This window comes from Flaviflexus sp., from assembly GCF_052087705.1.
Classification (GTDB): Bacteria; Actinomycetota; Actinomycetes; order Actinomycetales; family Actinomycetaceae; genus Flaviflexus; species Flaviflexus ciconiae.
In genome coordinates this window covers 23,646-38,502 of sequence record NZ_JBQCYC010000022.1, presented here as the reverse complement: position 1 = coordinate 38,502, position 14,857 = coordinate 23,646, and the positions used below count along the sequence as shown (strand labels likewise).

The window sequence follows — 14,857 nt, the reverse complement described above, 5'->3', positions numbered from 1 at the left end:
GGCCTGGCTCCACCACTACAATCATCACAGACCCCACACCGGGATCGCAGGCCAAACCCCCTCACAACGCGTTCACAACGTCACAGGGAATTACAACTAGCTCTTAAGCGGCCCCGAAGGCGCTGATGCGGCTCCGTTTTTCTAGGAACCCCCGGGCGGGTTCTTCGTTGACTTCTTGGCGGCGGACCCGGCGGACAACATCTTCACGGTGTACACGACGCAAATGACGAGCAGGATGATGGTGATAACTGCGGTGGGCCACTGCAACGCGTGCGCCTGCGACATGGTGAACACAGCATCCCACGAGAGTAGCGAAAGGCAGATAGCGATCAGGGCAAGCATTCTGCGCATATGGCTCACGATCTGGAACCGGACCGGCTCAGGTACGGGCTCTCCACCAACATCCGTCGCCTTCGTGTTAAACACTGCAACGGGATAGAGAAGAGCGATGAGTGCCATCATGATGGCAGGAACAACCCAGATTGAGGACTTTCCACCCCAAGCATCAGCGTCCCCTGATAGCCCAAAGTGCGTCGGTATCCGATCCGGCAGGTCCGAATAGATCGTTGCCGTATAGGCAAGGGAAGCAAGAACGCCCAACACGGCGAGCACAAACAGAATCCGATCCACCGGCTTCATCCCGCGGCGCCCCGCTCCCTGCGATTCGATCCGACTCTCCTCCATTGGGTCCTTCCCCGAGTTTAAATTCAGGCCTTCCCTGCCACCATGAGTGCCAGGCTCGCACTGCCCACCCCATCATCACAAACCTCAGGCGGGCTGTGCCGGTCGAGACGACGTAAGAATGACCCTCGCCAGAGCCGTCCATCATTCTCACCGAGGTTCTGAATCCTCGGCAACGGAGGCCAGTTTGAGACCGGGGTGCCGAGCCAAGCGTGCGGATTCGGTGTGCCGAGCATTGCAACGAGATGCTCGTCAGAGAAGTGAGGCAGGCCGATTGGCCTGCCTCACCGAGTATTAAGCGTGATCACTCAACGCGTTGGCTGCGATCAGTCACCGACAACGTTGCGGTACATGGGGCTTCCCCAGACTGCTCGCTCCTGTGTTCCCATCGATGGGTTCCAGGCTGCAATGTGTGAGCCGTTGCCGGTGTAGATTCCGACGTGGCCGGGCCACCACATCATGTCGCCGGGGCGAGCCTGTGACGTCGGCACGTAGGTTCCGTTGAACTGTGCTCCGTAGGAGGAGCGAGCAACGGTAATGCCATGGTGCGCGTAGACGTAGTGCGCAAATCCGATGCAATCCCAGCCTGCCGGGGTCACGCCACCCCACACGTAGGGCGCTCCGATGAACTGGCGGGCGTAAGCGACGATCGAGTTACGAACGTTGCTGGACGGTGCCGGCGCGGGAGCCGGTTCCGGCTCCGGGGTAGGTGTCGGCGTGGGAGTCGGCGTCGGCGTAGGAGTCGGCGTGGGAGTAGGAGTGGGGGTGGGTGTAGGAGTCGGCGTCGGCGTTGGGGTAGGCGTCGGAGTGGGAGTCGGAGTGGGCGTCGGCGTCGGAGTGGGCGTCGGCGTCGGAGTGGGCGTCGGCGTGGCAGTCGTCGGTTCCGCGGTGGGTTCCGTCGTCGGCTCCGTGGTCGGCTCCGGTGCGGGCGTCGTGACCGGTGCCTTCTCTTCGTCCTTGTTTACTTCCTGGTTGGCCTGCGACTGAACGGCTGCGGCTTCCTGCTGGGCAGTGGCCTGGGCCTGCGCTTCAGCGATGACCCGCTGCCTGTTCTCCTCGTCAGCCTTACGACGTTCCTCTTCGAGCGCGGCAACGCGAGCTGCCTCTTCCTCTTCCTCAACGCCCTTCTGACGAGCAAGCTCGGCGACGAGTGCGTCGCGGCGGTTTTCTGCCTCGGCGAGCTGTTCCGCGGCGGCTTGCGAGGCACGGTCCGCTTCGCGAGCAGCCTCGTCAACACTTGCGGCGGCGAGCGTCTGCTCGTCGGCCGCGGCAACGGCCTGCTCTTCCATGACCTCGGCGAGGTTCAGCTTGGCTTCAAACTCCTGGACCTTGGCCTCAGCCGACTGGCCGAGACGGTTGTAGGCGTCCTGGCGTGCATTGACCTCTGTCAGGGACGTGGCGTTCAGGTAGTTGGCAAAGGGAACGGCGCTAGCACCGTCGCGGTACATTGCGGCACCAACGGAGCCGAGCTCCTCCCGAGCAACCTCTACCTCGTCATAGGCACGGTTGGCCGCATCCTGAGCGTCCATGGCTGCCGTAATCGATTCCGAGAGATCGGCCTGGGCACGAATCTGGTCACTTTCGGCGAGTGCCGCTTCCTCTGCGAGAGCCGTTGACTGTGCGGACAGGCTGGCAAGTTCAGCTTCGAGCTCCGCTAGGGACATCTCCGAGTAGCTGACTGTCGACGAGACTTCGTCATCTCCGTCGTCGGCAAAACCAGCCGACCCTGCCAGGACCATGCTTCCGGCAATTGCCACGGCACATGCGGCATGGAAGCCGCGTCTGCGAATATTGGCCACGTTGTTTTATCCTCGTTCTTCCGCGTGTCGCCTTGACGGCCACGCTTTGGAAACTCTTAACCGATATTGACGGTATACCAATCGTGACTCAATTGAAACATTTTCTCCACCACTCACATGATTCACATTTGTCACACCCTTAACACGATTCGGCGACTGCCCCAAACTAAGCCGAAAACCGGGCTTTTTCAGATCGTCACCAAAAGCAAGGAAAGTGTTATGTGGCAAAGCTCACAGCCACTGCATTGGGCCTTTGGTCCAACGTTTGAGACATATCGACGGATGTTTGGACGGGCCCCGGGTCCCCGCCTATGGTCGAAAGCATGTTCCGAATGTGTAACTAGTAGCGCGCTTATACAGCTATACAGCGCGCACCGATGCGCGCTGTTGCATCGGCCAGCCCCATTTAATCGATCACAACCGAGGCTGGAGTTGTTGCACAACTTTGGCCCTCCTATATTCAGGAGAGAGACATGACCCAAGAAAACTGGAACTTCGACACCCTTCAAATTCATGCGGGACAAGCTCCGGATTCGGAGACGGGCGCTCGCGCCCTCCCCATTTATCAGACGACATCCTTCGTCTTCGAGGATGCTGAGCAGGCAGCGGGACGCTTTGCTCTGACCGAGCCCGGCAACATCTACACCCGAATCACAAACCCCACGCAGGGCGCTATTGAGAACAGGATCGCTGCCCTTGAGGGCGGCGCGGCCGGCCTCCTCCTGTCCTCCGGTCAGGCAGCGACGACTCTTGCGATCCTTAACATTGCCCAGGCTGGCGATCACGTTGTGGCAAGCCCCTGGATCTATGGCGGCACGAACACGCTGCTCACCCACACGCTGCCCCGCTACGGCGTTTCCGTCACTTTCGTTGAGGATCCGACGGATCCGGAGTCGTGGCGCGCTGCCACGCAGGAGAACACGAAGCTGTTCTTCGGTGAGTCAATCCCGAACCCCCGCGGTTCCGTTCTCGACATCCAGGCCATTGCCGACGTCGCACATTCCGAGGGCCTCCCCCTCGTTATCGACAACACGATCGCCACCCCGTACGTCCTGCGTCCGTTCGAGCACGGCGCCGACATCATCATTCACTCCGCCACGAAGTTCCTTGGTGGCCACGGCACGTCGATTGGCGGCGTTGTCGTTGAGAAGGGCGACTTCGACTGGAAGTCCGGGAAGTTCCCGACCCTGTCTGAGCCCGATGGCTCCTACCACGGGATTGTCTGGGGCGATCTGGGCCCCGGCGCTTTCGTCACTCGCATCCGCACCACTCTCCTGCGCGACGTGGGCCCGGCGATCGCACCGTTCAACGCCTTCCTCATTGGACTCGGCGTGGAGACCCTGTCGCTGCGCATGGAGAAGCACCTGGCGAACACGAAGAAGGTCGCCGAGTTCCTCGAGGCTCACGACCTCGTTGAGTCGGTCACCTGGGCTTCGCTTCCCTCGTCGCCGTTCTACGAGCTGGCACAGAAGTACACGCCGAAAGGCGCCGGTTCCGTCATTGCCTTTATCATCAAGGGCGGTCGCGAGGCCGGCATCAAATTCGTTGATGGACTCGAACTGCATTCGAATGTTGCCAACATTGGCGATGTTCGTTCGCTCGTTATCCATCCCGCTTCGACCACGCACTCGCAGCTGACCGAGGAGGAACTGGAGGCAGCGGGAGCACCCGCCGGCCTGGTACGCCTGTCGGTGGGCCTCGAGGACGTGGACGACATCCTGGCAGACCTCAAGCAGTCCTTCGATAGGATCAAGTAATAATGGATCGTTCTCCCGCCTACCTTGTCGGCCACCCGCCTCTGCGGATCACCGACGCCGCCCCAATCCCGGATGCTGACACCGGCTATCGGCCGCACGCTCGGTTCCGTGATCTCCCCGCGAGCGGGGCGTGGCGGGAGGGCGACGACCCTGGAGATCGCAAGTTCGTCGATATTGGCACCCAGGTCCTCGAGTCGGGCGAATCCCTCGACGTCACGGTCGCCTACGAAACGTGGGGGAAGCTGAACGCGGACGGTTCCAACGCCGTCCTCCTCTGCCACGCCCTCACCGGCGACTCGCACGTGCGTAACGATGATGGGACCGAGGGCTGGTGGCCCGGCATAGTCGGCCCCGGCAAGGCAATCGACACGGACCGCTACTTCGTTGTTGCCCCAAACGTCCTGGGCGGGTGCCAGGGCACCACCGGGCCCGCCTCGAAGCATCCCGACGGTAAGCCGTGGGCACGCCGCTTCCCGCGGATCACGGTCCGCGACCAGGTGGCCACCGAGAAGGCCCTCATGGACCATCTCAAGATCCCCACCTGGCATCTCGTTGCCGGGGCCTCCGCGGGTGGCCACCGGGTCATGGAGTGGCCGGCCACCTACCCGGAACACGTTGAACAGATTGCGGTTCTCGTGTCCGCACCCGAAACGACGGCGGAGCAGATCGCTTACGCCCACCAGCAGATCCTCGCGATTGAACTGGATGCTGCGTGGCGGGGCGGTGACTACTACGACGCTGAACCGGGTTACGGCCCTCACGCCGGTCTGGGTCTTGCCAGGGCTATTGCCCACACGACGTATCGATGTCATAGCGAGCTCGATTCCCGCTTTGATCGCACCCCCCAGGAGGGTGAAGACCCGATGGACGGCGGACGGTTCTCCGTCCAGTCCTATCTTGACTATCACGGCTACAAGCTCGCCGCCCGGTTCGACGCAAACTCGTACTTAACCCTGACCGAAGCAATGCTCACCCATTCGATTGGGCGCGGCCGCGGCGGCGTCGACAAGGTCCTGTCAGAAATGACTGCCCGCGCACTCGTTGTAGCGGTCGACACGGACCGGCTGTTCCACCCCGACGGGCAAGAATACCTCGCCTCTTCCCTGCCCAACTGCGATGGTGTCATCACGATCCACTCCGACCACGGCCACGATGGCTTCCTCGTTGAGAATGAGCAGGTCGGTACAATCATCTCCACCTTCCTTGCAGGAAGCCCCAATCGCCCCTGAGTGGGAAACCGATCCAGTAACCCTTCAGCTGAAAACACATAGCTCCCTGAACTGGCATAACACCGGCCGTTTCGGGGAGCTTATCCCTATTGAAAGCCCGCGTTCTCGCACTGCCTACGCCCCAAGCTGTCAGAATGGTGGCATGTGGCAACCAGATGAACTCGGTCCCGGTTTTGAGTACAGCACCCTGCCCCTCATGGATGATGATGAGGGGGTTGTTGTCACGACTCTTGTTCGCCACGTTCCGGCGAACGACCCGCTCGCTCTTCACGCGACACCGTCGGCACCGCGTTTTGCGTTTCTTGCCATACACGGCTGGAACGAATATTTCTTTCACGCCGAGCTTGCACGAGTGATCTCCAGTGCGGGTGGTGCCTTTTACGCGATTGATTTGCGCAAGTACGGAAGGTCGCAACGCGAGCACCAGTCCGCCGGCTACATCACCTCGATCTCCGACTATGACGAGGATATTCACGCCGCTCTCGACGTGATCTACGAGAACCACGGATGGGACATTCCCCTCGTTTTCTACGGGCATTCAACCGGCGGCCTGACCGCTGCTCTCTGGGCCGATCGTCATCCGGGTGCGCTCTCCGGCCTTGTTCTTAACGCCCCGTGGCTCGAATTCCAGGGCGCCACGATTGTCCGCCAGCTTGGCACCCCAATCATTGATTCCCTCGCACGGATCTCGCCCGAGGTCATCCTCCCGCTCCCGGACACCGGATTCTATAACCGGATCCTCACGGCGTGGCGGGATGAGCACGAGCCCGAACCGGAAGAGGGCGACACCGACCCATTCACAACAACGGGCTGGTCGTTCAACCCGAAGTGGCGCAGAACCCCATCAACTCCCGTCCGGGCGGGCTGGCTTCTTGCGATCCTCCACGGCCACGCACAGGTTGCGAAGGGGCTCGACATTTCTTGCCCGACAATTGTCCTCACGTCGAACGCAACCCTGTTCTCCGATAAGTGGAGTCCCGACATGAGGTCTGCGGACACGGTTCTCGATGTGGAACAGATTTGGCGGAGGGTTCCGTCACTCAGCAGAGTCACCACCCTTATTCGCCTCGAAGGAGCCATCCACGATGTCACTCTGTCCCGAGCAGCCGTGAGAACCCAGGCTTTTGGCGAAATCCGCAGGTGGCTCCGCACCTACGTCAAAACCGATCGACCGGGCCACTGACCCAGTAGCCACGTAACCAACATCTTCCAAGACGGGACGTGCTCGTTACGACCTGACCAACTCGGTCCGCACGCGACCGTCCGCACGCGACCGTCCACATGCGACTGTCCGCAAGATGATTTAGTCAAGCAATCAGGACTCCCGGATATGTGGAAGCCCTGATTCGCTAAGGTATGGAGACTTGGGAATCGTTCAGTCTCGGAGTTCCCCGAGCCTTGTTCCCGACTCGGTCTTCCAGTTCTTCCAGCCATCCATGTTCCTGCCAGCAACGGCGGTTGCGGCAGCGTTCGGGTCGACGTAGGAATCGCCGTTCGCGAGCACTATCTGTCCCTCGGCTGTCAGTTGCGCAGTGGCGTTGACCCGACGCCTAAGCGACTTGAATACGAGCGTCATGGGACCATGCTGGTCGGCGATCTTCCGGAGCTCGGTGACCCTGCCTGGCCACTGAATTTGATCCATTTGCTCGGTCGCGGCCTCAACGGGATCGGTGCGCGGCAAGTCCAGTTCGGGCCCGGATGTTGCCGAGGACACTCCCGTCTGATCGGGTGTGAACCCGTCTGCACCGACGTTGTCATGATCGTGACCATCCGGGGACTGTCCCCGGTCGGTTGAGTGCGGGCACAGCAGATCTTCTGCACGGTCGGACCCAAATGCACGCGAATCTGCCGGATCCTCCGCCAGATCTTCGGCGGGCGTAGGATCCCAGAAACGTCCGGACGGCGCTGAGTCAGCGGCGGAATCTGTCATCTCTGCTAGCGAATCATCCGCCTCACCAAGCGACTCGTTCTCGCCGATCACCGGCTCGGTCTCGCCGGACGCGGACTCGTTCGAGTCGGAAGCGGAGCCGCCGGTAACCGTGCCGGAAGCGTACTCACCCGAGGCGGTCCCCGCCGTAGCATTCTCACTTGGGTAGTGACCCAGTTGCTCTGCAGCGAGCGAACCAGCAGGTTTGTCCGTGGCAGAGTCCGGGTCCTGCTCCTCAGCTTCTGCGGAGCCATGCTGGCCCTGCTGATTGCCGGCTAGGCAGCCATCAGTTAGCTGTTCGTCAGCCGTAGCGTCCGCCGCCTGGGAAGAGTCGGATTCGGCTTCGGAGGAGGACGGTGCGGTGGCCGCGTCGAGGGCGTGGGAGGCGGTGATCGCGGAGAGGTCGTCACCAGTTTCTTCAGTCGGCGGGGTTATTTCACCTCGACGGATGGCTTGACCGATGGCAAGGAACGACGCCTCGTGGGGGCGCACCTGCTCAAGTGAGACGAGGAGACCACCGCGGGATTCGTGGAGGTCGATCCGGTGCACTTCGAGGCTGGCGCCAACAAGCGAATCGAGGACTGAGCGGACTTCGTCATCGACGGTGACAGCGAGGACAATAAGACGCGGATAGTCTTCCATGCCAGATGGACAGGAATCGAGGAAGTCCTGCCATTCTCTCCGGAATGCTGCGACTCCGCGCGGGTAGAGGCCCGCAAGTTTGCCGCGGGAGATTTCCTCGTGACGTGCCGCCCGCGCAAGGGAGCTCATAAGCACGGTCGTATCGAGGTGTTCAACAACGTCGACCGTCACCGTTTTCCCGGACGAGTCGAGTGCCACAAGTGACGTGTGACGGCCGGTATGGCCGGCTCGTGCGGTCTCGGTCAGCCACGCGACGGGAAAGAGTGGCTGGTAGATAAGTTCAACAACCTGGTCGCGGACCGCAATGAGGGCCTCGCGCACAATCTCGGGACTATTGGTTAGTGTCGGACGTGCCGGACTGAGCCTGCCATTATCCAACGAGAAAACGGGCATTCTTCACCTTCTCATGACCAAATGCGTACTTGCCCAGGGTACCTCAGGATCCTGTAAACCCTCCGGACAGAAGTGTTGCAATGTGGATACCATTTCGGCCCGCCAGGCCCTCCGCCTGGGTTCTGCACGAGAACCCGTCGGCAAGGAATACCGCATCGGGATTTTCCCGCAGGGCGGGAAGCAGTGCGCTTTCGGCAACCTTGCGGGAAATATCGGCGTGGCCCTTCTCCATGCCGAAGTTTCCTGCCATGCCGCAACATCCGGCGAGCTCCACAATCTCGGCACCGGTGCGTGAAAGGAGCTCAGCATCCGTCTTCCAGCCCATGACGGAGTACTGGTGGCAGTGCGGCTGAGCAACGACCTTGACACCGTCAAGGTCCGGTAGCTTGAGCTTCTCCGGCCCGAGCGGCGCGGGTGCCAGCAGGAGCTCGGCCAGGGTGTACGTATTCTCGGCGACAATGTACGAGCGCGGATCCTCTGAAAGGAGCTCGGGAAGATCATCGCGGAGCACTGCCGTGCAGGACGGTTCGACACCGACGATCGGGATCCCGTTCTTCGCGAACGGGGCAAGCTCGTTGAGGAGCTCGCCGAGCTGGGCCCGAGCCCCGTCAAGCTGTCCCGTCGTGATCCACGTGAGCCCACAACACACGGGTTTCTTGGGAATGAGTACGTGATAACCGGCGGCTTCCAGGACCTCAACCATGTCCCTTGCCCCGGTGGTGTCGAGAGTTTCGGAGAACGAGTCGGCCCACAGCATCACGTACTTCGTGTTGGTGCGATCAGCGTCCGTACCCAGGCCCGCCTTTTTGGCCCAGCGGGAGAATCGCTGCGTCGCCAACCCCGGCATGTTCCGCTCCGGATCTACCCCGGCGACCGTGAAGACGGCCTTCTTAATTGGCTCGACCGACATGACCTTGTTCGCGACGGTAGCGACCGCGGAGGAAACGGTGGCGAGCTTGGTCCAGCGGGGTAGCTGACCGAGCAGGTAGTGGAGCTTGGGGCGGATCTTGCCCTTGTGGGCGCGGTAGAGAACTTCAGACTTGTACTTTGCGACATCGACGCCGCTCGGGCAGTCGGCGGAGCAGGCTTTGCAGGACAGGCACAGGTCAAGGGACTCCATGACTTCGTGCGAGCCCCAGTCGGCTACGAGTGAGCCGTTGGCAACCTCTTGAAGGACTCGTGCCCTACCGCGGGTCACATCCTTCTCATCCTTCGTGGCCTGGTAGGACGGGCACATAAATCCACCATTTGCTCGATTGTCGGCGCGGCACGCACCAACGCCCGTGCACCTGTGCACCGCGGTCGTAAAGTCGCCGCCGTCTTCAAGGTAGGCGAAGCCGCCTCCCTTCTTCCCGCCACCGGTGATGGGGCGCGCGTAGGGCCTGCGCAGATTCGCGTCGAACGGATCCGGGTCCACGAGAATCCCGGGGTTCAGTGACTTGCTCGGATCAAATAGGTTCTTCACCTGACCGAACATCGTCATCATTTCGGGGGTGTACATGCGCGACAGGAGCTCCGAACGCGCCCTGCCGTCGCCGTGCTCACCGGACAGCGAACCACCATACCGCGCCACAAGATCTGCCGTGTCCTCGAGGAATGCTCGCGCCTTGGGAACACCCGTGGGATCCGACAGGGGCATATCGATACGAACGTGGACGCATCCGTCACCAAAGTGACCGTAGAGGATTCCGTCAACGTCGTGTTCGTTCATGACGTCCGTCATGTCACGCAGGTACTCACCCAGGTGCTCCGGGGGAACCGCGGAGTCCTCCCATCCCGGCCACGCTTCCAGGCCGCGCGGCGACCTACCCGCGAGCCCGGCACCGTCGGCACGGATCTTCCACAGGGCCGCCGATTCCGGGCCTGCCGGCGCAACCTTGAAGGACGGGGTTCCGGCAACCGCGAGAACGGCCTCGATTCGCTCGGCAACGACGTCTTCCGATTCGCCCTCGAATGCGCCGACCTCGACCATGAGCCAGCCACCACCCGCGGGGAGCTCGGGAACGCCGCCGCGAGCGCGTTCGACCACATCGACGAGCCGGCGGTCCAGTCCTTCAACGGCGAAGGGCTTCAGGGCAAGGATCGGGGGAACAGCGTCCGCTGCGCGGATCATATCTTCGTAGCCAAGAACGATGAGGGTGGGCTTAACAACCATCGGGACGAGAGCGACCTCGGCCTCAAGAACCGTTGCGAGTGTTCCTTCGGAACCAACCAGGAACTTTGCCAGATCCCGTCCCCGCTCGGGAAGCAGGTGCTCAAGTGAATATCCGGAGACCTGGCGGGAGAACCTGCCCGAATGGGTCCTGATCGGTGCCAGGTTCGCGTCCACGAGTTCATTCAGCCCGGGCACAACCGTGCCCTTTTCGGCCGTGTAGCGACGGCCCATACCATCAACAACATCGAGGCTGATAACATTCTCGGACGTCTTGCCCCAGGCCACGGCGTGGGGGCCACACGCATTGTTGCCGATCATGCCGCCAATCGTTGCCCGGTTCGATGTTGACGGGTCCGGCCCAAACCGCAGGCCGTACTTGCCGGCCTGCGCCTGCAGGCTCGTCAGGACAGTACCGGGTTGCACTCGCGCGGTACGCGCCTCCGGATCAACCGAGATCACGTTGTTGAGGTAGCGGGACAGGTCAAGAACAAGGCCCGGGCCGATCGAGTTACCGGCCGTTGACGTCCCACCGCCACGCACCGTCAGGGCCATACCCTCTTCCCGAGCAAAGCTCTGGGCAACAACAATGTCGTCGACGGTCTTCGGGAAAGCAACGACCTCGGGGACAACACGATAGTTCGACGCATCCGTCGAATACTCCGCGCGGCGACGCACACTTTCCTCGACCTCACCCCGCAGGAGGCCCGAGAGGCGGTTGGCTAGGCTTGTCGGAATCGTCGCAGTCATATCTCAAGTCTGGCACACCCGAGTTCCGATCGACTTGGAGCTACGCCCTTCGGACACTCATCAGCGGACATCCCGCACATCCCACAGGAAGAACCTCGGTAGGATGGAGCGCGGGGCATGCATGTGAGCAAGAAGCCCCCGCCGGATCTCCCAAACCCGTCGTTACCCCGGCCCCCATAGAACCATCGGGTGCAGGGGCTTCTCCCCCACTCCGGCCCACTTTGGTTGAGCCTGCGAGGAGGCGCTCGCGGTGATCGATGGCAAGTCGAACCAGCTCGGGATCCATTTTTGATTCCCGTGCCATTGTCGCAACCGATCCGCCGCGGCGTAGCGCCCTCAAGACCCGCGACATTAGAACAGCGAGCCGATCTGGAAGACCGCGACGGCAAGGAGCCAGGCGAGAGCTAACTGGGCGACAAAGGCAACAAAGGTTAGTTTTCCTCCGAGCACTCGCTTCTGTTCCGCAAGGGTCGCCGCGCATGGGGTGTAGGCCAGAACGAATACCAGGAACGCAATAGCTGCGGCCCCGCCGTGACCGCCGGAGGACTCGTCGAAGTCGGCACGGAGCCTGGCACCAAGATCCGAGCCTTCGGCGTCCGCATAGTCGTTCTCGGCCGGCTCGTCCACCTGATATGACTGGGCGAGGGCCGCGACAACGGTTTCTTTCGCAACAAAGCCCGTCATCAGAGCTGCGGTTGCATGCCAGTCGTCAAAGCCTGCTGGAGCAAACACGGGTGAGACCGAGTCGGCGATCTCCGCGTACAGGGAATCCTCGACGGGAACATCGGCGATGTCGTGGCCGCCTCGCACCGGGATTGCCATGAGGCACCACATGAGAGTGAGCATGATGACGATCGTGACACCCGCCCCCTTGAGGAAGGCGAGCGCGCGCCGTCCCGCAATGAGAAGAACGGTTGAGACGCCGGGACGCTGGTAGGACGGGAGAACAAGGAACAGCGGATCCGCGCTACTCGTGTCTTTGAAAATCAGTCGCAGCAGAAGACCGCCGGCAATAACAAGCAGAACCGAGCCCACATACATGCCGAACACAACCGTGCCCGCGTGATTGGGGAAGAAGGCCGCCGCAATGAGGATATAGACGGTAAGCCTGGCCGCACATGACGTGAGCGGAACGAGCAGGGCCGTGACGGTGCGGTGCGCAGCATTCGGGAGACTCTTCGTGGCCGCGAGCGCCGGCAGGTTACAACCAAACCCCACGATCAGTGGCAGGACCGCACGACCATCGAGCCCAATCGCTCGCATCAGCCGGTCGGCAAGTAGTGCCGCACGCGCCAGGTACCCCGAGTCCTCGAGCAGAGCGAGCGCAAGGAACATGATGAACATGAGTGGGACGAACGACAGAACAACGCCGATACCGGCAAGAACACCGTCAATGAGAAGGGATTCGACCCAGCTTCCCGACAGGCCCACGAGACCTGTCAGCCACAGGGCGCCGTCGGTGACGGGTCCGGCGACGAACCCTTCCGCCCATTCCATGACCGGGGCTGCAACTGCCGTTGTCGCCTGAAACAGCGCCCACAGCACACCGAGCAGGACGGCGAGGCCAGCGACCGGGTTGAGAAGGACGCGGTCAACCTTGTCCGAGAAGGTTGTTTCCACCCTCCGGCTCCCCGCACCGACTTGCGCCGAAACATCCTCGACCCAGTCGAATACGTCGTCCGCTTCGACCATGCGGTCCACGAGCGAATCGGAATCCTTGACCGGGTCATTGCAGCATTGCCCGCCGTGCGCGCAATTGCAGGCACCCGGCCCCCTGAGAAGAGGTTGCGTACCGAGTGCTTTAACAACTGTATCTGCGAGTGCCTCTAGTCCCCTCCCGTGGCGCGGATCAACGTCAACAACGGGAACACTTAGCACCTTCGAAAGAACAGTACTGTCGACGGTGACGCCCTCGGCGCGTGCCACGTCCGTCATGGTCACCGCAACAACGGCAGGAAGACCCGTCTTCGACACCTGGCCAAGCAGGTAGAGAGAACGCTGTAGCGCGGTTGCATCGAGAACGGCGACAACCAGATCCGGCTTCTTCGAACCCTCGATCTCGCCGGTCAGCAGTTCGGTCACCACTTCTTCATCAGCAGAACGAGCAAGGAGTGAATATGTTCCGGGTGAGTCAATCAGGGTCAGTTCCCTGCCGCCGCCACTCCATCCGCCGCTCGACAGATCCACCGTGGTTCCCGGAGCATTACGGATCGTCTGGTGAGCACCCGTCAACTTATTGAACAGCGTCGATTTACCGACGTTCGGGTTGCCAACAAGAACAATTGTTGGGCTATCAACGAGAACGGTCCCGCGATTATCGCTCGGTTCGCAGTGTGAGCAACTCACGATGGCGCTCCCTCAACATCGAGGGGTTCAACGATCATGCGACGCACCGAGGTTCGATCAAGCGCCAGGCGGCTTCCCGACACATCGAGGACCGTTCCACCAAAGAGTGTCCGCTGAGTGACTCGGACAATTGCTCCGGGACGTAGCCCGAGCTCCTTCGCGCGGAGAGATCCTGTGGGAAAGTCTGTCGACACAAGACGCGCCGTCCTGCCAAGCGGCCAAGCACTCAAATTCATAACCCCAATTTAGGATCGCCTAACCAAACAATCCCGGGACCTAGGTCTGAAATGTCCGACTACTTTCCCGTGATGTGTCGCCGAAAAACACCAATAAAGGAGCGGTTCCAGAATAGTCGTGTCAGCACCCACCACACCACGGCAAGCACGCCCTCTTGAGAACAAGCACTTTCCACCCACTCGACCGAAGAAGCACTCCACACGTAAAGCAATGCGCCCCTCACGTTGAGGGGCGCATTGCTTGATTATTGATTAGCCGACTATCGCGATAGTCGGTCGAAGATTAGTCCTCTTCGTAGGAGCAGATGGCGTCAACCTTCTTAGCGGAGTTCGAGGTCTCGTCGAACTCGTAGTTGAGGAACTCCTTGGCCAGGCGGCGTGCGAGCTCCTTACCGATGACGCGCTCACCGAGGCACAGGACCTGTGCGTTGTTCGACAGCACGAGACGCTCAACGGAGAACGAGTCGTGTGCGGTCGAGGCACGAATGCCCTTGACCTTGTTAGCTGCGATCGCAACGCCCATGCCCGTACCGCAAACGAAGATGCCGCGGTCGGCCTTGCCTTCAGCAATCATGCGGGCCGCGTCGACTGCGACGTGCGGGTAGTCGATGTCCTCGCCCTGCTTGACGCCGGCATCGATGACTTCGTCGACCCGGGGATCTGCCTCGAGGTCGGCCTTGATTGCATCCTTATAATTCACACCGGCAATGTCACCGGCGACTACAACGCGAAAACCCATGGTGTCTTCCTTTCAGATCAACTGCGACAGCTTGAACGCATGGCACACGGGTACCCGACGCGGAAGTCTTTCCGCGATATCAGGTCCGCCTGCAAGCAACGTTTTCCGTCCTCTTGGCCGCCCGGCGATCCACGTTCGCGAACCCCCGGGTTGCTAGTTCCCAGGTTACCGCCTTTACCCCGTCACAGGTCCAGAGCTATCCGCAA

Annotated in this window: 10 protein-coding genes; 3 read left to right on the top strand and 7 right to left on the bottom strand. The window is 61.3% G+C overall.

The window, feature by feature from the left end; translation table 11 throughout:
• Positions 1-141 precede the first annotated feature (141 nt).
• Together ACTHUY_RS10140 and ACTHUY_RS10135 are read right to left on the bottom strand one after the other, a co-directional pair.
• Entirely contained in the window at positions 142-684 is a 543-nt protein-coding gene (locus tag ACTHUY_RS10140; RefSeq protein ID WP_441675841.1) for a DUF1648 domain-containing protein, read from the bottom strand.
• A gap of 323 nt (positions 685-1,007) precedes the next feature.
• Complete coding sequence (locus ACTHUY_RS10135; protein WP_441675839.1) at positions 1,008-2,480, bottom strand: C40 family peptidase; 1,473 nt, start codon at positions 2,478-2,480, stop codon at positions 1,008-1,010.
• A 473-nt stretch (positions 2,481-2,953) separates the two neighbouring features.
• Between ACTHUY_RS10135 and ACTHUY_RS10130 the strand changes: the two genes are divergently transcribed.
• The 3 genes from ACTHUY_RS10130 (at position 2,954) to ACTHUY_RS10120 (ending at position 6,649) form a co-directional block, all read left to right on the top strand.
• On the top strand, positions 2,954-4,237 hold the full coding sequence (locus ACTHUY_RS10130; RefSeq protein WP_441655297.1) for an O-acetylhomoserine aminocarboxypropyltransferase/cysteine synthase family protein: 1,284 nt from the start codon (positions 2,954-2,956) through the stop codon (positions 4,235-4,237).
• Positions 4,238-4,239: 2 nt separating this feature from the next.
• On the top strand, positions 4,240-5,466 hold the full coding sequence (metX, locus tag ACTHUY_RS10125; RefSeq protein WP_441655298.1) for a homoserine O-acetyltransferase MetX: 1,227 nt from the start codon (positions 4,240-4,242) through the stop codon (positions 5,464-5,466).
• Between the two features lie 142 nt (positions 5,467-5,608).
• Positions 5,609-6,649, top strand: coding sequence for an alpha/beta hydrolase (locus ACTHUY_RS10120; protein WP_441655299.1), 1,041 nt, complete (start codon positions 5,609-5,611; stop codon positions 6,647-6,649).
• Between the two features lie 192 nt (positions 6,650-6,841).
• Here the strand turns inward: ACTHUY_RS10120 and ACTHUY_RS10115 are convergent, their stop codons facing one another.
• The 5 genes from ACTHUY_RS10115 to ACTHUY_RS10095 form a co-directional block, all read right to left on the bottom strand.
• On the bottom strand, positions 6,842-8,428 hold the full coding sequence (locus ACTHUY_RS10115; protein ID WP_441655300.1) for a hypothetical protein: 1,587 nt from the start codon (positions 8,426-8,428) through the stop codon (positions 6,842-6,844).
• Positions 8,429-8,471: 43 nt separating this feature from the next.
• On the bottom strand, positions 8,472-11,330 hold the full coding sequence (locus ACTHUY_RS10110; protein WP_441655301.1) for an FAD-binding and (Fe-S)-binding domain-containing protein: 2,859 nt from the start codon (positions 11,328-11,330) through the stop codon (positions 8,472-8,474).
• A 351-nt stretch (positions 11,331-11,681) separates the two neighbouring features.
• On the bottom strand, positions 11,682-13,676 hold the full coding sequence (gene feoB / locus ACTHUY_RS10105; RefSeq protein ID WP_441678662.1) for a ferrous iron transport protein B: 1,995 nt from the start codon (positions 13,674-13,676) through the stop codon (positions 11,682-11,684).
• A complete protein-coding gene (locus ACTHUY_RS10100) occupies positions 13,673-13,912 on the bottom strand; it encodes a FeoA family protein (RefSeq protein ID WP_441678660.1) in 240 nt (79 codons plus the stop codon). Before ACTHUY_RS10100 ends, feoB begins: the two co-directional genes overlap by 4 nt.
• Positions 13,913-14,195: 283 nt before the next feature.
• A complete protein-coding gene (locus ACTHUY_RS10095; RefSeq protein ID WP_126704051.1) occupies positions 14,196-14,651 on the bottom strand; it encodes a ribose-5-phosphate isomerase in 456 nt (151 codons plus the stop codon).
• Between the last annotated feature and the right edge of the window lie 206 nt (positions 14,652-14,857).

Excerpts from the sequence above, each read along its gene's own strand:
- ACTHUY_RS10140 (WP_441675841.1), bottom strand. The coding sequence starts at position 684 with ATGGAGGAGAGTCGGATCGAATCGCAGGGAGCGGGGCGCCGCGGGATG.
- ACTHUY_RS10130 (WP_441655297.1), top strand. The coding sequence starts at position 2,954 with ATGACCCAAGAAAACTGGAACTTCGACACCCTTCAAATTCATGCGGGA.
- metX (WP_441655298.1), top strand. The coding sequence starts at position 4,240 with ATGGATCGTTCTCCCGCCTACCTTGTCGGCCACCCGCCTCTGCGGATC.
- ACTHUY_RS10120 (WP_441655299.1), top strand. The coding sequence starts at position 5,609 with ATGTGGCAACCAGATGAACTCGGTCCCGGTTTTGAGTACAGCACCCTG.
- ACTHUY_RS10115 (WP_441655300.1), bottom strand. The coding sequence starts at position 8,428 with ATGCCCGTTTTCTCGTTGGATAATGGCAGGCTCAGTCCGGCACGTCCG.
- ACTHUY_RS10110 (WP_441655301.1), bottom strand. The coding sequence starts at position 11,330 with ATGACTGCGACGATTCCGACAAGCCTAGCCAACCGCCTCTCGGGCCTC.
- ACTHUY_RS10100 (WP_441678660.1), bottom strand. The coding sequence starts at position 13,912 with ATGAATTTGAGTGCTTGGCCGCTTGGCAGGACGGCGCGTCTTGTGTCG.
- ACTHUY_RS10095 (WP_126704051.1), bottom strand. The coding sequence starts at position 14,651 with ATGGGTTTTCGCGTTGTAGTCGCCGGTGACATTGCCGGTGTGAATTAT.